At 75.1% G+C, this 17,257-nt stretch carries 16 protein-coding genes; 9 read left to right on the top strand and 7 right to left on the bottom strand.

All coding sequences use genetic code 11. The annotated features are described in order from the left end of the window. From WCS02_RS08475 to pgl, 9 genes are all read left to right on the top strand, one after another. The coding region (locus WCS02_RS08475; protein WP_340291974.1) for an anti-sigma factor at positions 1-492 on the top strand (492 nt) is incomplete at its 5' end. Positions 493-569: 77 nt separating this feature from the next. Continuing rightward, entirely contained in the window at positions 570-1,601 is a 1,032-nt protein-coding gene (locus tag WCS02_RS08470) for a COX15/CtaA family protein (protein WP_340291972.1), read from the top strand. Next, positions 1,598-2,524 carry a heme o synthase gene (locus WCS02_RS08465; protein ID WP_376983699.1) on the top strand — a complete coding sequence of 309 codons (927 nt, stop codon included), beginning with the start codon at positions 1,598-1,600 and terminating at the stop codon, positions 2,522-2,524. Before WCS02_RS08470 ends, WCS02_RS08465 begins: the two co-directional genes overlap by 4 nt. A 127-nt stretch (positions 2,525-2,651) precedes the next feature. Next, positions 2,652-4,793 (top strand): transketolase, encoded by a 2,142-nt coding sequence (tkt, locus tag WCS02_RS08460; RefSeq protein WP_376983700.1) that lies wholly within the window; start codon positions 2,652-2,654, stop codon positions 4,791-4,793. A gap of 171 nt (positions 4,794-4,964) precedes the next feature. Further along, a complete protein-coding gene (gene tal / locus WCS02_RS08455) occupies positions 4,965-6,089 on the top strand; it encodes a transaldolase (RefSeq protein WP_340291968.1) in 1,125 nt (374 codons plus the stop codon). Next, a complete protein-coding gene (locus WCS02_RS08450) occupies positions 6,086-7,750 on the top strand; it encodes a glucose-6-phosphate isomerase (RefSeq protein WP_340291966.1) in 1,665 nt (554 codons plus the stop codon). The genes tal and WCS02_RS08450 overlap by 4 nt, the downstream gene beginning before the upstream one ends. Next, on the top strand, positions 7,747-9,291 hold the full coding sequence (zwf, locus tag WCS02_RS08445; RefSeq protein WP_376983701.1) for a glucose-6-phosphate dehydrogenase: 1,545 nt from the start codon (positions 7,747-7,749) through the stop codon (positions 9,289-9,291). The genes WCS02_RS08450 and zwf overlap by 4 nt, the downstream gene beginning before the upstream one ends. Positions 9,292-9,322: 31 nt before the next feature. Beyond that, positions 9,323-10,252, top strand: a complete 930-nt coding sequence (gene opcA / locus WCS02_RS08440; protein WP_340291964.1) for a glucose-6-phosphate dehydrogenase assembly protein OpcA — start codon at positions 9,323-9,325, stop codon at positions 10,250-10,252. Positions 10,253-10,271: 19 nt separating this feature from the next. Next, positions 10,272-11,054 (top strand): 6-phosphogluconolactonase, encoded by a 783-nt coding sequence (gene pgl / locus WCS02_RS08435; RefSeq protein ID WP_340291962.1) that lies wholly within the window; start codon positions 10,272-10,274, stop codon positions 11,052-11,054. A gap of 111 nt (positions 11,055-11,165) precedes the next feature. Here the strand turns inward: pgl and WCS02_RS08430 are convergent, their stop codons facing one another. From WCS02_RS08430 to WCS02_RS08400, 7 genes are all read right to left on the bottom strand, one after another. Beyond that, positions 11,166-11,516 carry an RNA polymerase-binding protein RbpA gene (locus WCS02_RS08430; protein ID WP_340291960.1) on the bottom strand — a complete coding sequence of 117 codons (351 nt, stop codon included), beginning with the start codon at positions 11,514-11,516 and terminating at the stop codon, positions 11,166-11,168. Between the two features lie 145 nt (positions 11,517-11,661). Then, positions 11,662-11,910 carry a preprotein translocase subunit SecG gene (gene secG / locus WCS02_RS08425; protein WP_340291957.1) on the bottom strand — a complete coding sequence of 83 codons (249 nt, stop codon included), beginning with the start codon at positions 11,908-11,910 and terminating at the stop codon, positions 11,662-11,664. Between the two features lie 93 nt (positions 11,911-12,003). After that, positions 12,004-12,795: a triose-phosphate isomerase gene (gene tpiA / locus WCS02_RS08420; protein ID WP_340291955.1), complete on the bottom strand. Its 792-nt coding sequence runs from the start codon at positions 12,793-12,795 to the stop codon at positions 12,004-12,006. A 101-nt stretch (positions 12,796-12,896) separates the two neighbouring features. Further along, on the bottom strand, positions 12,897-14,120 hold the full coding sequence (locus WCS02_RS08415) for a phosphoglycerate kinase (protein WP_340291952.1): 1,224 nt from the start codon (positions 14,118-14,120) through the stop codon (positions 12,897-12,899). 8 nt (positions 14,121-14,128) lie between these two features. After that, positions 14,129-15,124: a type I glyceraldehyde-3-phosphate dehydrogenase gene (gene gap, locus WCS02_RS08410; protein ID WP_340291950.1), complete on the bottom strand. Its 996-nt coding sequence runs from the start codon at positions 15,122-15,124 to the stop codon at positions 14,129-14,131. A 139-nt stretch (positions 15,125-15,263) separates the two neighbouring features. Then, positions 15,264-16,244: a DNA-binding protein WhiA gene (gene whiA, locus WCS02_RS08405; RefSeq protein ID WP_340291948.1), complete on the bottom strand. Its 981-nt coding sequence runs from the start codon at positions 16,242-16,244 to the stop codon at positions 15,264-15,266. A 26-nt stretch (positions 16,245-16,270) separates the two neighbouring features. Beyond that, a complete protein-coding gene (locus WCS02_RS08400) occupies positions 16,271-17,221 on the bottom strand; it encodes a gluconeogenesis factor YvcK family protein (protein WP_340291976.1) in 951 nt (316 codons plus the stop codon). Positions 17,222-17,257: the final 36 nt, after the last annotated feature.

Here is a 17,257-nt window from a genome sequence, read left to right as displayed (position 1 = left end):
GTCGCCGCCGCGGGCCTCGCGGTCGGCGCGACTGGCGCCGCCGTGCTCCTGCCGCGCCTGCTCGACGACCCCTCGGGCACGACGCCGGAGCCCGCGGTGCTGGCCGCCGCCGACCTCGTGGCCTTCGGTGCCGGCGAGGGGACCGACGTCTCGGGCTCGGCCCGGCTGGCCGAGGTCCCGCGCGCCGGCACCCCGGCGACGGACGGCGGGCCCGCCGACGGCGGCGACCGCGTCCTGCAGGTGTGGCTCGACGAGCTCCCCGACACCGGCGACGGCTTCTTCGAGGCCTGGCTGATCGACCCCGACAGCGGCGCGATGGTCTCCCTCGGGCCGGTCCCGACGGGCGCGCCCGGCGAGGTGACGGCCGAGCTCGCCGTCCCCCGCGGTCTCGACGTGGCCGCCTACGACCTGGTCGACGTGTCCGCCGAGCCGCTCGACGGCGACCCGACCCACTCCGGCGCCAGCCTCGTCCGGGGCACGCTCGGCACCTGAGCCCTGCGGGCGGGGGACCGCCGGACGGACCCTCCCCCGGGCGAGGACCAGCCGCGGGCGCGCCCTATCCTCGTCGTATGGCCGCACCCCCCGCCCGGCTCCCCCGGGTCGTGACGATCGCGGTCGTCGTCAACCTCGTCGTGCAGGTCGGCATCGTCGTCACCGGCGGCCTGGTGCGCCTCACGGCGTCCGGCCTCGGCTGCCCGACGTGGCCCGAGTGCGTCCCCGGGTCGTTCACGCCGACGGTCGAGCAGGAGCTGGGCATCCACCCGGTCATCGAGTTCGGCAACCGCACGCTCACCGGGGTCGTCGCCGTCGCCGCGCTCGCCGTCGTCGTCCTGCTGTGGCTGTACCGCCGCCGGCTCCTGGGCTACGGCCTGGCCGTCCTGGTCGGCACCGCCCTGCAGGCGGTGCTCGGCGGCATCACCGTCCTCACCGGGCTGCACCCCGCCACGGTCGCCGCGCACTTCCTCGTCTCCGCGCTCCTGGTCGCGGTGTCCGCGGCCCTGCTGCTGCGCCTGCACGAGCCCGACGGGCCGCGCCGCCTGCTGCTGCCGGCCCCGCTCCGGCTGCTCACGGCCGGCCTCGTCCTCGCCGGGTCGGCCACCGTGGTCGTCGGCACCCTCGTCACCGGCTCCGGCCCGCACTCCGGCGACGCCGAGGTCCCGGTCCGGTTCGACCTGGACCCGCGCGCCATCAGCACGCTGCACGCCGAGGGCGTCGTCCTGTTCCTCGGGCTCCTGCTCGGCCTGCTCGCCGCCGTCCACGCCCTCGGCGTGCCCGCGCTGCTGCGGCGCCGCACCTGGCAGCTGCTCGCGGTCACCCTCTCCCAGGGCGGGATCGGCTACGTCCAGTACTTCACGGGGCTCCCCCGGGCGCTGGTCAACCTCCACATGCTCGGCGCCTGCCTGCTCGTCGTCGCGCTCGTCGCCCTCGTCATGGCCACCCGCGTGCGCGGCCCGGTGGCCGGTCCCGACGGGGCGGACGACGCCCGGACCGACGCCGTGACCGGCACCCGCACCGTCGCCGGGACGCAGGCCCCCGCGGCCCCTGCTGCCGCCCCCGCGCCGCAGGCGGGCCCCCGCCCCGGCCAGCTGGTCACCTCGTGAGCGCCTCCCCCCTGCAGGCCAGCGTCCCCGCGCCCGCCCCCGGCGCCCCCACCCGCAGCCTCGCCGCGGCCTACCTCGCCCTCACCAAGCCGCGCATCATCGAGCTCCTCCTCGTCACCACGGTGCCGACGATGGTGCTGGCCGCGGGCGGCCTGCCCGGCTGGGTGACGACGCTGGCCACGCTGGTCGGCGGCAGCCTCGCCGCCGGCAGCGCCAACACGCTCAACCAGGTCGCCGACCGCGACATCGACGCCGTCATGCGGCGCACGCAGGGCCGCCCGCTGGTCACCGGCGAGATCAGCCCCCGTGCCGCCCTGCTGTTCGGCCTCGGCCTGGGCGTCGCCTCGGTGGCGGTGCTCCTGGTCTGGACGACCCCGCTGGCCGCCGCCCTCGCGGTCCTCGCCGTGTTCTTCTACGCGGTCGTCTACACGCTGCTGCTCAAGCGCCGCACGTCGCAGAACATCGTCTGGGGCGGCGCCGCCGGGTTCATGCCGGTCCTCATCGGCTGGGCCGCGGTCACCGGCGAGCTGGCCTGGGCGCCGGTCGTCCTGTCGGCCGTCATCTTCTTCTGGACGCCGCCGCACTACTGGCCGCTGTCCATCCGGTACCGCGACGACTACGCCGCCGCCGGGGTGCCGATGCTGCCCGTCGTGGGCTCCGCCGCGTCGCTGGCATGGCAGACCCTGGCCCACACCCTCGCCATGGTGGCCTGCACGCTCCTGCTGGTCCCCGTCGCCGGGATGGGCGTCGTCTACACCGTGACGGTCGCGCTCGCGGGCGCCGTCTTCACCGTCGCCGTGGTCCGGCTGTGGCGCCAGCTGCGCACGGGGACGACCCTGCAGCCGATGCGCGTGTTCCACCTGTCGATCACGTACCTGTCGGTGGTCTTCCTCGCTGTCGCGGTCGACCCCTTCCTCGGCTGAGCCGGGGAGCGAGAGGCCCCCCGTCCGGGGCGCGGGACGGGATCGAGCACGGGTGTGTGATCACTAGGGTGGGTGGGCACCGGTACACCTGCACCCGCAACGCCTCGAGGGGTCGCATGCGACCCGGATGGAGCCACCCGCTGTGAGCGACGCCGACACGAGCACGACCCCGACCCTGGTCTGGGAGGACGCCGACCGCCGAGCGGTCGACACCGCGCGCGCCCTGGCCATGGACGCCGTGGAGAAGGTCGGCAACGGCCACCCCGGCACGGCCATGAGCCTGGCCCCGCTGGCCTACCTGCTGTACCAGCGCGTCATGCGCCACGACCCGGCCGACATGACGTGGGAGGGCCGCGACCGCTTCGTGCTGAGCGCGGGCCACTCCAGCATCACCCAGTACGTGCAGCTCTACCTGTCCGGCACCGGCCTGGAGCTCGACGACCTCAAGGCGCTGCGCACCTACGAGTCGCGCACCCCCGGCCACCCCGAGTACCGCCACACCGCCGGCGTCGAGACCACGACCGGCCCGCTCGGCCAGGGCCTGGCCACCGCCGTCGGGATGGCCATGGCCGCCCGCCGCGAGCGCGGCCTGCTCGACCCCGACGCGGCCCCCGGCACCTCGCCGTTCGACCACCACATCTGGGTCATCGCCTCCGACGGCGACATCCAGGAGGGCATCACGTCCGAGGCGTCGTCGCTGGCCGGGCACCAGGAGCTCGGCAACCTCGTCGTGGTCTACGACCAGAACCGCATCTCCATCGAGGACGACACCAACATCGCCCTCAGCGAGGACACCGCGGCCCGGTACGAGGCCTACGGCTGGCACGTCGTCACCGTGGACTGGCGCGGCAGCAAGGACTCCGAGGGCGGCTACGTCGAGGACGTCCCGGCCCTGCACGCCGCCCTGGAGGAGGCCCGCCGCGACCCGCGCCCGTCCTTCGTCGTCCTGCGCACCGTCATCGCGTGGCCCGCGCCGAACGCGCAGGACACCGGCGCCTCGCACGGGTCCGCGCTCGGCGCCGACGAGGTCCGCGCCACCAAGGAGCTCATGGGGCTCGACCCCGAGAAGACCTTCCACGTCGAGGACGACGTCCTCGCCCACGCCCGCGACGTGGTCCGGCGCGGCGCCGAGGCCCACGCGGCCTGGCAGGAGCGCTACGACGCGTGGCGCTCGGCCGACCCCGAGCGGGCGGAGCTGTTCGACCGGATGGCCGACGGGCGCCTGCCCGAGGGCTGGGAGTCCGCGCTGCCGACGTTCGAGGCCGGGAAGAAGGTGGCCACCCGCGCCGCCTCCGGCGAGGTCCTCGGCGCGCTGGCCGGCGTGCTCCCCGAGCTGTGGGGCGGCTCCGCCGACCTGGCCGGGAGCAACAACACGACCATGAAGGGCGAGCCCAGCTTCGTCCCCGAGAAGTGGGCCACCACGAAGTTCCCGGGCGGGCCGTACGGCCGCACCCTGCACTTCGGCATCCGCGAGCACGCGATGGGCGCGATCCTCAACGGCATCGCCGTCCACGGCGGGACCCGTCCCTACGGCGGCACGTTCCTCGTGTTCTCCGACTACATGCGCCCCGCCGTGCGCCTCGCCGCGATCATGGGCCTGCCCGTGACGTACGTGTGGACCCACGACTCCATCGGCCTCGGCGAGGACGGCCCGACGCACCAGCCGGTCGAGCACCTCGCCGCGCTGCGCGCCATGCCCGGCCTCGCCGTCGTCCGCCCGGCCGACGCCACCGAGACCGCGGCCGCCTGGCAGGCCGTCCTCGAGCGCGGCCTGCCTGCCGGCCTGGCGCTGTCGCGGCAGGGCCTGCCCGTCATCGACCGCTCCGAGGGCTCCGGCTTCGGTGCGGTCGACGGTGTCGCGCGCGGCGCGTACGTGCTCAAGGAGGCCGACGGCCTCGCCGACGGCGCCTCCCCCGACGTCGTCCTGCTCGCCACCGGCTCCGAGGTGGAGATCGCGCTGGCCGCGCAGGAGCAGCTCGCCGGCCAGGGCGTCGCCGCCCGCGTGGTCTCGGTCCCCTGCATGGAGTGGTTCGCCGAGCAGGACCAGGCCTACCAGGACGAGGTCCTGCCCCCGTCCGTCCGGGCCCGGGTGTCCGTCGAGGCCGGGGTCGCCATGCCCTGGTACCGCCTCGTCGGCGACGCCGGCCGCTGCGTGAGCATCGAGCACTTCGGGGCCAGCGCGGCCGCCGAGGTCCTGTTCGAGAAGTTCGGCTTCACCCCCGCGGCCGTCGTGGCCGCTGCGATCGAGAGCATCGCGGCCGCGTCCTGAGGCGACGCCGGGCGGCGTCCCCCGCGGGGGGCGCCGCCCGGCGCACCGCACCGGCACCACCCGCGCACGACCGTCAGGCGCGACCGCCTGCACGACCACCTCGCACGACCACCTGCACGACCACCTGCACGACCACCTGTACCACCCGTCCGTACCGCTGAGGAGCGCCACGTGAGCACATCCCCGTCCGTGTCCGAGCCCGTCGCCGCCCTCGCCCGCCACGGCGTCTCCGTGTGGCTGGACGACCTGTCCCGCGAGCTGGTACGCGGCGGCGACCTGCAGCGCCTCGTCGACCGCGGCGTCGTCGGCGTGACGAGCAACCCGACGATCTTCGCCTCTGCCCTGGCCAAGGGCGACGCCTACGACGAGCAGATGGCCGAGCTCCGGGCCTCCGGCGCCAGCGTGCTCGACGCGGTCACCGCGATCACCACCACCGACGTCCGCGAGGCCTGCGACGTGCTGGCCCCGGTCTACGAGGCCACCGACGGCGTCGACGGCCGCGTGAGCCTGGAGGTCGAGCCGGGCCTGGCCCACGACACCGACGGCACGCTGGCCCAGGCCCGCTCCCTGTTCGCCACGGTCGACCGGCCCAACGTCATGATCAAGATCCCCGCGACCGTCGAGGGCCTGCCCGCCATCACCGGCGTCCTCGCCGACGGGATCAGCGTCAACGTCACGCTCATCTTCTCCCTCGACCGGTACCGCGCCGTCCTCAACGCCTGGCTCGACGGGCTCGAGCGCGCCGTGGAGAACGGCAAGGACGTGTCGACCATCCACTCGGTCGCCTCGTTCTTCGTCAGCCGTGTCGACGGCACCGTCGACGGGAGGCTCGACGCCGACGGCTCCGCCGAGGCCAAGCAGCTGCGGGGCACCGCCGCCGTGGCCAACGCCCGGCTCGCCTACCAGGCGTTCGAGGAGATGCTCGCCTCCACCCGCTGGAGCGACCTCGCCGCCGCCGGTGCCCACCCCCAGCGTCCGCTCTGGGCCTCGACCGGGGTCAAGGACACCGCGTACCCGGACACCAAGTACGTCACCGACCTCGTCGCGCCCGACACCGTCAACACCATGCCGCTGAAGACCTTCGACGCGGTCGAGGACCACGGCGAGGTGGCCGGCGACACCGTCCGCGACACCTACACCGAGGCCTCCGCGTCGCTGGACGCCGTCGAGCGGCTCGGCATCGGCTACGCCGACGTCGTCGCCGGGCTCGAGCGCGAGGGCGTCGAGAAGTTCTCGGCCAGCTGGGGCGAGCTGCTCGAGACCGTCGAGAAGGCGCTCGCCGAGGCCGGCAGGTGACCGGCGGCCCCGTGCAGGTCGAGGTCTCCGGGGTCGTCGTCGACGGCTCCCAGGACGCGCTCGTCCGCCTCGTCGAGGCGCAGGTCGCCTCCCGCACGAGCGCCGGCGACGCGGAGGTGTGGGGGCCCGAGGCCCGCGAGGAGGCAGCCGTCCGCCTCGCCTGGACCACCCTGCCCGCGACGTCCCGCCCCCTCGTCGACGAGCTCGTCGCCCTGCGCGACGAGCTGCGCGCCGAGGGTGTCGACCGGGTCGTGCTCGCCGGCATGGGCGGGTCGTCCCTGGCCCCCGAGGTCGTCTGCGCCGCCCACGGCGTGCCGCTGGTGACGCTCGACGCCACCGACCCCGGCCAGGTCCGCGCCGCCCTCGTCGAGCTCGACCGCACGGTCGTCGTCGTGTCGAGCAAGTCCGGCGGCACCGTGGAGACCGACAGCCAGCGCCGGATCTTCGAGGAGGCGTTCACCGCCGCCGGGATCGACCCGCGCACCCGCGTCGTCGTCGTCACCGACCCGGGGAGCCCGCTGGAGACCGTCGCCACCGAGGCCGGCTACCGCGCCGTCTTCCGCGCCGACCCCCACGTCGGCGGCCGCTACTCGGCCCTCACCGCGTTCGGGCTCGTCCCGTCCGCGCTGGCCGGCGCCGACGTCGGGCAGCTGCTCGACGAGGCGCTGTCCGCCGTCGAGGTGTGCGCGACCGACTCGCCCGACAACCCCGCCCTCCGCCTCGGTGCGGCGTTCGCGGGCGTGCAGGGCAGCACCGGGCTGCGCGACAAGCTCGTCCTCGTCGACTCCCCCGGCTCGGGCCTGCCCGGCCTGGGGAACTGGGTCGAGCAGCTCGTCGCGGAGTCCACCGGCAAGCAGGGCCACGGCGTCCTGCCGGTCGTCGTCGGCCCCGACGCCCCCGAGGCGACCGGGCTGCTGCCGGACGCCGTGCGCGTCGCGGTGTCGGCGGGGTCCGCGGACGCCTCCGCCGCGGGCGACGTCGAGGTGCGGGTGACGGGCCCGCTCGGCGCGCAGATGCTCGTCTGGGAGCACGCCACCGCCGCGGCCGGCTTCCTGCTCGGCATCAACCCGTTCGACCAGCCCGACGTGGAGACCGCGAAGAACGCCGCCCGCGGCCTGCTCGAGAAGACGCCCGAGCCTACGCCTGCCCGCTTCGTCGACCGCGGCGTCGACGTCGTGGCCGACGAGGACACCCTCCCCGAGGGCACCGCCGAGGACCTCGACGCCGCCGTGGACGCGACGCTGGCGCACCTGGACGCCACCGACGGCCGCGGCTACGTCGCCGTCATGGTGTACCTGGACCGGCTCGCCCACGCCGACCTCGCCCAGGTCCGCGACGCGCTCGCCGCGCGGACCGGTCGCCCGGTGACGTTCGGCTGGGGTCCGAGGTTCCTGCACTCCACCGGGCAGCTGCACAAGGGCGGCCCCGCCGTGGGCGTCTTCGTCCAGGTGGTCGGCGACCTCGCCGAGGACCTCGACGTCCCCGGCCGCGAGTTCAGCCTCGGCCGGCTCAAGGCGGCCCAGGCGGCCGGCGACGCCGACGTGCTGCGCGGCCTCGGTCGCCCGGTCCTCACGCTGCGGGTGGACGGCACCGACGGCCTCGCCGCCGTGGCGGCCTCGCTCGGCCGGTCCGCCGCCGACCCCGTGGCGGGGGCCCGGTGAGCCTGACCGGGGCGCTCGGCTCCGACGACAACCCGCTGCGCGACCCGCGCGACCGCCGGCTCTCCCGGATCGCCGGGCCCGGCAGCCTCGTGATGTTCGGCGTCACCGGCGACCTGGCCAAGCGCAAGCTCATGCCGGCCGTGTACGACCTCATGCAGCGCGGGCTGCTGCCGCCGGGCTTCGCGCTCGTCGGCTTCGCCCGCCGCGACTGGGACCGGCAGGACTTCGCCAAGGTCGTCCACGACGCGGTCGAGGAGAACGCCCGCACGCCGTTCGCCGAGGAGGTCTGGCAGCAGCTGGCCGACGGCATCCGCTTCGTCCAGGGCACCTTCGACGACGACGAGGCGTTCGACGAGCTCGCCCGCACCGTCAAGGAGCTCGACGAGCACCGCGGCACCCGCGGCAACCACGCGTTCTACCTGTCCGTCCCGCCCAGCTCGTTCCCCGTGGTGGTCAAGCAGCTCGCCCGCAGCGGGCTGTCGGACTCCGAGGCGGACGCCTGGCGCCGCGTGGTCGTGGAGAAGCCCTTCGGCCACGACCTGGCCAGCGCCCGCGAGCTCAACGAGGTCGTCGAGCAGGTCTTCCCGCCGGACTCCGTCTTCCGGATCGACCACTACCTCGGCAAGGAGACCGTCCAGAACCTGCTGGCGCTCCGCTTCGCCAACCAGCTGTTCGAGCCGGTGTGGAACGGCAACTACGTCGACCACGTCCAGATCACCATGGCCGAGGACATCGGGATCGGCAGCCGGGCCGGCTACTACGACGGCATCGGCGCGGCGCGCGACGTCATCCAGAACCACCTGCTGCAGCTCTTCGCGCTCACGGCGATGGAGGAGCCCGTCTCGTTCGCCGCGCACGACCTGCGCAACGAGAAGGAGAAGATCCTCTCCGCCGTCCGGCTGCCCGCCGACCTGTCCACCGCGACCGCCCGGGGGCAGTACGCCGCCGGCTGGCAGGGCGGCAGCAAGGTCCGGGCGTTCCTGGAGGAGGACGGCATCCCCGCCGACTCCACCACGGAGACCTACGCCGCGATCCGTCTGGACGTCGACACCCGGCGCTGGGCGGGCGTGCCGTTCTACCTGCGGGCGGGCAAGCGCCTCGGCCGGCGGGTGACGGAGATCGCCGTCGTCTTCAAGCCGGCGCCGCACCTGCCGTTCGAGCAGTCCGCGGCCGGCGGCCTGGGCAAGAACGCCATCGTCATCCGGGTCCAGCCCGACGAGGGCGTCACCCTGCGGTTCGGCTCCAAGGTGCCCGGCACCGCCATGGAGGTCCGGGACGTGACGATGGACTTCGGGTACGGCCACTCCTTCACCGAGTCGTCCCCCGAGGCCTACGAGCGGCTCATCCTCGACGTCCTGCTCGGCGACCCGCCGCTGTTCCCGCGGCACGCCGAGGTGGAGCTGTCGTGGAAGATCCTCGACCCGATCGAGGAGTTCTGGGCCACGCAGGGGCAGCCCGAGCAGTACGACTCCGGCACCTGGGGACCGGCGGGCGCCGACGAGATGATGGCGCGCGACGGCCGGACCTGGCGGCTGCCGTGAGCGCCGCCCCGACGACCGGCAGGAGCCGACGATGATCCTCGACCTCCCCGCGACCACCACCTCGAAGATCAACCGCAGCCTCGTCGACCTGCGCGCCAGCGGCGGGGCGGTCGCGCTCGGGCGCGTCCTCACCCTCGTCGTCCTCACCCCGTCCGCGGGCGCCGAGGACGCGATCGCCGCGGCCACCGACGCCAGCCGGGAGCACCCGATGCGGGTGCTCGTCGTGGTGTCGGAGGACGCGTCGGGCGACACGGGCCTCGACGCCCAGATCCGCGTCGGCGGGGACGCCGGCGCGGGCGAGATCGTCGTGCTGCGCCTGGCAGGCGAGCTGTCCGACCAGGGCGCGTCCGTGGTCGTCCCCCTGCTGCTGCCCGACGCGCCGATCGTCGCCTGGTGGCCCGGCCAGGCCCCCGACGACATCTCGGAGGACCCGATCGGCCGGCTCGCCCAGCGCCGGATCACCGACGCGGCCGGCTGCGACGACCCCCAGGGCGCGCTGCGCACCCGCTCGCGCCACCACACCGACGGCGACACCGACATGGCGTGGACCCGGACGACGCGCTGGCGGGCGCTGCTCGCGGCGGCGCTCGACCTGCCGCCCCAGCAGCCGGTCACGTCCGCCGTCGTGCGGGGTGCCGCGGACAGCCCGAGCACCGACCTGCTCGCGGCCTGGCTGCACGCCCGGCTCGACTGCCCCGTCGAGCGCGAGGTCGCCGGGGAGCACGGCATGCACTCCGTCGAGCTCGTCCGCGACGCCGGCCGGATCGTCCTGTCCCGGCCGGAGGGGGCGCAGGCCGTCCTCAGCCAGCCCGGCGAGCCCGACCACCGGCTCGGGCTGCCCCGGCGCTCGGTGGCGGAGTGCCTGGCCGAGGAGCTGCGCCGGCTCGACCCGGACGTCACGTACTCCGAGGTCGTCCGCTCGCTGCTGGACCACGAGGGCCCCGCGGGGGCCGCGGCATGAGCGCTCGCGCGGTGGCGCCGTGAGCGCCCCCGTCTCGGTCGTCGTCCACGGCGACACCGCGACGCTCGTCGCGGCCGCGGCGGCGCGCTTCGTCACCACGGTGACGGACCTGCAGTCCTCCGGCGCCGTGCCGCACGTCGTCCTCACCGGCGGCACGACCGGGATCGGTATGCTCGAGGAGCTGCGCCGCTCCCCCGCCCGGGCCGCGGTCGACTGGTCGCGGCTGCACGTGTGGTTCGGCGACGAGCGGCACCTGCCCGACGGCGACCCCGAGCGGAACGAGACCAAGGCGCGGGCGGCCCTGCTCGACCACGTCGACGTCGACCCCGCGCACCTGCACGGTGTCGCGCCGGCCGGGTCGCCGCACGGCGGAACGCCCGAGGAGGCCGCGGCCGCGTACGCCGAGGAGCTGCGGCGCCACCGCCGCCCGGGCGACCGGCTCGAGGTGCCGCGCTTCGACGTGGCCGTCCTCGGCATGGGCCCCGACGGGCATGTCGCCTCGCTGTTCCCCGAGCACCCCGGTCTGCACGCCACGGGCACCGTCACCGGGGTCCGCGGGGCGCCCAAGCCGCCGCCGGAGCGGGTGAGCCTGACCTTCGCCGCGCTGCGGGCCGCCACCGAGGTGTGGTTCCCGGTCGCCGGCGAGGACAAGGCCGCGGTCGCGGCGATGGCGCTCGGCGGCGCCGGCGAGCGGCAGGTGCCGACCGCCGGCGCCTACGGCTCGCGCCGCACGCTGTGGCTGCTCGACCGGGCGGCGGCCTCCCGCCTGCCCGGCGGCCTCGCCCGGCCCGCCTCGCCCTGAGGCACGGCGGCCCCCGGTCACGTCTGCGTCAGCGGAGGGCGGCGCCGCCACGACAGACAGAGAGGCCCCCGTGCACGCGCACCGGGGGCCTCTCTGACGACGGGCGTGCCGTCAGACGATGATCTTGCGCTCGCGCAGCCGGGTGAGGGCCTCGTCGAGGATGGCCGCGCCGTCGGCGTCGGAGCGCCGCTCCTTCACGTAGGCCAGGTGGGTCTTGTAGGGCTCGACCTTGTGCGGCGCCGGCGGGTTCTCCGGGTCGCGGCCGGCGGGGAAGCCGCAGCGCGGGCAGTCCCACTGCTCCGGCACCTCGCTCCCGCTCTCCTCGGCGAAGGACGGGCGCACGGTGTGGCCGTTCGCGCAGTAGTACGTGACGTTGACCCGGGGGGCCGCGTCGCCGCGCTCCGCCTCGCCCATCGGGCCTGCCCCGACCCTGCTGCCGCGGATCGCGCTGCCGCCTGCCATGTGGTTCCTCCGTGTGTCTGTGCTGGTCGCTGTGCCGCGCGGGGGCGGCGGGGGTGCGGGGGTCCGTGCCCGGCCGTGGTCGCGGGGGTGCCGCGCCGGGCCCTGGGCCGCGTCGTGCCGGGGCCGCCGGACGGCGGCCCCCGCCTCAGATGTCGAAGCGGGTGAGCAGGTTGAGGAGCACGATGACGACGGCCCACACCAGGCCGACCGAGATGGTCAGCCGGTCGAGGTTCCGCTCGGCGATGCTGGCCCCGCCCATGCCGCCCGAGGCGCCGCCGCCGAACATGTCCGACAGCCCGCCGCCCCGTCCCTTGTGGAGCAGGATGAGCAGGATGAGGATCAGGCTCGTCACGGCCAGGATCACCTGGAGGACGATCGTGAGGACGTCAGTCACGGTCGGTTCTGTCTCCGTCGTCGGTGGTCTCCGGCCTGCCGGGACCACGGTGGGGCCGCGGACGGGTCGACGACCCGCACCCGCGAGGATACGTCACGCGGTCGGGTGCTCCCGGAACCTCACGATGCCGGCGAAGTCCTCGGCGGCCAGCGAGGCGCCCCCGACGAGCGCGCCGTCGATGTCGGGCTTCGCCATGATGCCGGCGACGTTCGACGGCTTGACCGAGCCGCCGTACAGCACGCGGACCTGCGCGGCGACGGCGTCGCCGTGGGTCTCGGCCAGGCGCGCGCGGATCGCGCCGCACACCTCCTGCGCGTCGTCGGCACCGCAGGTGAGGCCGGTCCCGATGGCCCAGACGGGCTCGTAGGCGACGACCGTGGCGGCGACCTGCTCGCCGCCCAGGCCGGCGAGGGAGCCGTCGAGCTGGGCGAGGGTGTAGGCGACGTGCTCGGAGGCCTCGCGGACCTCCTGGGGCTCGCCGACGCACACGATCGGCACCAGGCCGTGGCGGTGCGCGGCGGCGGCCTTGGCGGCCACGGTCGCGTCGTCCTCGCCGTGGTACTCACGACGCTCGCTGTGCCCGACGCAGGCGTAGGTGCAGCCGAGGCGGGCCAGCATGGCGCCGGAGACCTCGCCGGTGCGCGCCCCGGAGTCGTGGGCGGAGATGTCCTGCCCGCCGGTGCGGACAGGGAGGTCGTCGGCCTCGACGAGGGTCTGCACGCTGCGCAGCGCGGTGAACGCGGGCAGGACGGCCACCTCGACGGAGGCGGCGTCGTGGCCGGCGTCGCGCAGCAGCCACGACAGCTTCTGGACCAGGTGGGTCGCCTCGAGGTGGTCGAGGTTCATCTTCCAGTTGCCGGCCATGAGGGGGGTGCGGGTCGCCATGCTGCTCCTGTCGGGGATGTCGGGTGGTGCGGGACCGCGGGCACGACGACGGCCCGGGGGCGGGGCCGCCGGGCCGTCGTCGTGCGCGGGGAGGGCTGCCGTCAGTCCTGCAGGACGGCGAGCCCGGGGAGCTGCTTGCCCTCGAGGTACTCCAGGCTCGCGCCGCCGCCGGTCGACACGTGGCCGAAGTCGTCGTCGGAGAAGCCGAGCGCGCGGACCGCGGCCGCGGTGTCCCCGCCGCCGACGACACCGAGGGCACCCAGGCCCTCGAGCGCCGCGAGCGACGTGGCGACGGCGCGGGTGCCGTGGCTGAACGGCTCCATCTCGAACACGCCCATGGGCCCGTTCCAGAACACCGTCCGGCAGTCCGACAGCGCCGCGGAGAACTCCGCCGCGGCGTCGGGGCCGATGTCCAGCCCGATCCGGTCGGCGGGGATGGCGTCGGCGGCGACGACGTCGTGCTCGGCGTCGGCCGCGAAGGCCGTCGCCGCGACGATGTCGCTGGGGAGCACGACGGTCACGCCGCGCTCCTCCGCCGTGGCCAGGTAGCCCTTGACGGTCTCGACCTGGTCGGCCTCGAGCAGGCTGTTCCCGACCTCGTGGCCCTGGGCCGCGAGGAAGGTGAACACCATGCCGCCGCCGACGAGGATCCGGTCGGCGGTGCCGAGCAGGTTCTCGATGACGGCGAGCTTGTCGGACACCTTGGCGCCGCCGAGGACGACCGCGTACGGCCGCTCGACGTCGTCGGTGAGGCGCCGGAGCACCTCGACCTCGCGCAGGACGAGGCCGCCGACGGCGTGCGGCAGCTTCTGCGCGACGTCGTAGACCGAGGCCTGCTTGCGGTGGACGACCCCGAAGCCGTCGGAGACGAACGCGTCGGCGAGGGCGGCGAGCTGGTCGGCGAAGGCGCCGCGCTCGGCGTCGTCCTTGCTGGTCTCCCGCGCGTCGAAGCGCAGGTTCTCCAGCAGGACGACGTCACCGGGCGAGGCGGACGCGACGGCCAGCTCGGCCTCCGGGCCCACCGTGGTGGTGACGAAGGTGACCTCGCGGCCGAGCAGCTCCCGGAGCCGGGCGGCCACGGGGGCGAGGGAGTACCTCGCCTCCGGGGCGCCCTTGGGACGGCCCAGGTGCGCGCAGACGACCACGACGGCTCCGGCCTCGGACAGCTGGCGGATGGTCGGCACCGAGGCGCGGACGCGCCCGTCGTCGGTGATGACCGGCGAGCCGCCGGAGCTGTCCAGCGGCACGTTGAGGTCGCTGCGGACGAGCACCCGGCGGCCGGAGAAGCCACCGAGCGACCGGCCGAGCTGGTCGACGTCCTGCACGTCGCGCCTCAGAGCGAGCGGCCGACGAGGGCGACCAGGTCGACGAGGCGGTTGGAGTAGCCCCACTCGTTGTCGTACCAGCCGACGACCTTGACCTGGTTGCCGATCACCTTGGTGAGCCCGGAGTCGAAGATGCACGACGCGGGGTCGGTGACGATGTCGGAGGAGACGATCGGGTCCTCGGTGTAGCGGAGGTACACGCCGTCGGCGGCCTTCTTGACGGCCGCGTTGACCTCCTCGACCGTCACCTCGCGGCTCAGCTCGACGGTGAGGTCGGTGGCGGAGCCGGTGGGGATCGGGACGCGGACCGCGTAGCCGTCGAGCTTGCCCTTGAGCTGGGGCAGGACGAGCGAGATCGCCTTGGCCGCACCGGTGGAGGTGGGGACCAGGTTGACCGCGGCCGCACGGGCGCGGCGGAGGTCCTTGTGGGGGGCGTCCTGCAGGTTCTGGTCCTGCGTGTACGCGTGGATGGTCGTCATCAGGCCCTTGACGATGCCGAACTCGTCGTCGATGGCCTTGGCCATCGGGGCGAGGCAGTTCGTCGTGCAGGAGGCGTTGGAGATGATGTGGTGCGACGCCGGGTCGTAGTCCCCGTCGTTGACGCCCATGACGACCGTGAAGTCCTCGTTCTTGGCGGGCGCGGAGATGATGACCTTCTTGGCGCCGGCGTCGATGTGCGCCTTGGCCTTGGTCCCGTCGACGAAGATGCCGGTGGACTCGATGACGACGTCCGCGCCCAGCTCGCCCCAGGGCAGGGCCGCCGGGTCGCGCTCGGCCAGCGCACGGAAGGTGTGGCCGCCGACGGTGATCGAGTCCTCGGAGTGCGTCACCTCGGCGGGGAGGCGGCCCAGGATGGTGTCGTACTTGAGCAGGTGCGCGAGCGTCGCGTTGTCGGTCAGGTCGTTGACCCCGACGACCTCGATGTCCGCGCCCGCCGCGAGAGCGGCCCTGAAGAAGTTGCGGCCGATCCGCCCGAACCCGTTGATGCCGACCCGTACGGTCACGTCGTTCCTCCACTGTCGGTGTTCCGCACCCGGCGGGGCTGCCGGGGGCGAGCTGTCCATGAGCAGGAGTGTCGTCCTCGTCACACCGACGACGACCCTACAAGCGCGTCGACCACCGGCGTACCCGGTGGTCCGGCCCTCAGACCTCGAGCATGTCCGGGGTGAGGTTGGCGTCGGTCCCGGGGACCCCGAGGTCCTCGGCCTTCTTGTCCGCCAGGGCGAGCAGGCGGCGGATACGCCCGGCGACGGCGTCCTTGGTCATGGGCGGGTCGGCGAGCTGGCCGAGCTCCTCGAGGCTGGCCTGCTTGTGGGCCAGGCGCAGGTGGCCGGCCTCGCGCAGGTGCTCGGGGACGTCCTCGCCGAGCAGCTCCAGCGCCCGCTCCACGCGCGAGCCGGCGGCCACGGCCGCCCTGGCCGAGCGGCGCAGGTTGGCGTCGTCGAAGTTGGCCAGGCGGTTGGCGGTGGCGCGGACCTCGCGCCGCATCCTGCGCTCCTCCCACACCATGACGGCGTCGTGGGCACCGAGGCGGGTGAGCAGGGCGCTGATCGCCTCGGCGTCGCGGACGACGACCCGGTCGACGCCGCGGACCTCGCGGGCCTTGGCCTGGATGCCGAGCCGGCGGCCGGCGCCGACGAGGGCGAGGGCGGCCTCGGGGCCGGGCGCGGTGACCTCCAGGGAGCTGGAGCGGCCGGGCTCGGTGAGCGAGCCGTGGGCGAGGAACGCCCCGCGCCAGGCGGCCTCGGCGTCGCAGACGGACCCGCCGACGACCTGGGGCGGCATGCCGCGGACCGGCCGGCTGCGCGGGTCCAGCAGCCCGGTCTGGCGGGCGAGGGTCTCGCCCTCGCGGCTCACCCGCACGACGTACCGGGTGGCCCGGCGCAGCCCGCCGGGCTGGAGCACGAGCAGCTCGCTGGGGTGGCCGTACACCTCGCCGATCTCGCGCCGGAGCCGCCGTGCGGCCTGCGCGGTGTCGAGCTCGGCCTCCACGACAACCCGGCCGGCGACGATGTGCAGGGCGTTGGAGAAGCGCAGGGTGGCCGTGACCTCGGCCTTCCGGCAGCAGACGCGCGTGACGGGCAGCCGGCTCAGCTCGTCCTTGACCGATGCCGTGAGCGCCATGCCGCCATCCTGCCAAACGATGCGGGCTAGTTCCGACGCGCGTCCGCCGGGCGCCCGGCGAACACGTCCGCGTAGGCCGCCGCGAGGCGCAGCGGCGAGTGCCGCGCGGTGGTGCGGCCGTCGACCACCTCGCACACCTCGCGCACGTGCAGGCCCGCGCCGAAGCGGGCCGCGGTGGCCCGGAGGGCGGGCAGGTCGTCCACCGCGGAGGGGTCGACGACGACCGCGTCGAGGGTGAGCTGCGGGGCCAGGTCGCCGAGCACCTCGAGCATCTGCTCGCAGCGGTAGCCGACGGTCTCCGTGCCGCCGGCCTCGAGGTTGAGGGTGACGCAGCGGCGGGCGGCCGTGCTCTGCAGGGCCTCGGCGAGGTCGGGCACGAGCAGGTGCGGGCAGACCGAGGTGAACCACGAGCCGGGGCCGAGGACGACCCAGTCGGCGTCGAGCACGGCGGCCACCGCCTCGGGGTTGGCCCGGGGGCGCTCCGGCACCAGCCGGACCGTCTCCACGCGGTGCGTCGTGGTGGCGACGTGCCCCTGACCGACGACGAGCGAGCGGGTACCGTCGGCGGGGTCGACGACGTCGGCCTCGATCCGCAGCGGGTCGTCCGACATCGGCAGGACCCGCCCCTGGGCGCCGAGCAGCTCCCCCACCATCCGCAGCCCGTCGGAGGGGTCCTCGAGCAGCTGCCACAGGGCGACGATGAGCAGGTTGCCCAGCGGGTGCCCGGCGAGCGGGCCGTCCCCGGCGAAGCGGTGCTGGAGCACGTCGCGCCACAGGTGGCCCCAGCCGGAGTCGTCGCACAGCGCCGACAGCGCCATCCGCAGGTCCCCCGGGGGCAGGACGCCGAACTCCTCGCGCAGCCGGCCGGACGAGCCGCCGTCGTCGGCGACGGTGACGACCGCGGTGAGGTCGTCGGTGACGTGGCGCAGCGCCTGCAGCGACGCGGACAGGCCGTGGCCCCCGCCGAGGGCGGTCACGGCGACCCGGCCGCCGCGGCGGGCGCGCCGGCCCCC

The sequence above is a fragment of the Aquipuribacter hungaricus genome (assembly GCF_037860755.1).
GTDB lineage: Bacteria > Actinomycetota > Actinomycetes > Actinomycetales > JBBAYJ01 > Aquipuribacter > Aquipuribacter hungaricus.
Note: the sequence above shows the minus strand (reverse complement) of the source record. Positions and strands in the feature narration are given on the sequence as shown.

What these genes read in the sequence shown, in the direction of transcription:
- tpiA (WP_340291955.1), bottom strand. Translation starts at nt 12,795, where the DNA reads ATGGCGACCCGCACCCCCCTCATGGCCGGCAACTGGAAGATGAACCTC.
- opcA (WP_340291964.1), top strand. Translation starts at nt 9,323, where the DNA reads ATGATCCTCGACCTCCCCGCGACCACCACCTCGAAGATCAACCGCAGC.
- WCS02_RS08430 (WP_340291960.1), bottom strand. Translation starts at nt 11,516, where the DNA reads ATGGCAGGCGGCAGCGCGATCCGCGGCAGCAGGGTCGGGGCAGGCCCG.
- WCS02_RS08470 (WP_340291972.1), top strand. Translation starts at nt 570, where the DNA reads ATGGCCGCACCCCCCGCCCGGCTCCCCCGGGTCGTGACGATCGCGGTC.
- tkt (WP_376983700.1), top strand. Translation starts at nt 2,652, where the DNA reads ATGGAGCCACCCGCTGTGAGCGACGCCGACACGAGCACGACCCCGACC.
- whiA (WP_340291948.1), bottom strand. Translation starts at nt 16,244, where the DNA reads ATGGCGCTCACGGCATCGGTCAAGGACGAGCTGAGCCGGCTGCCCGTC.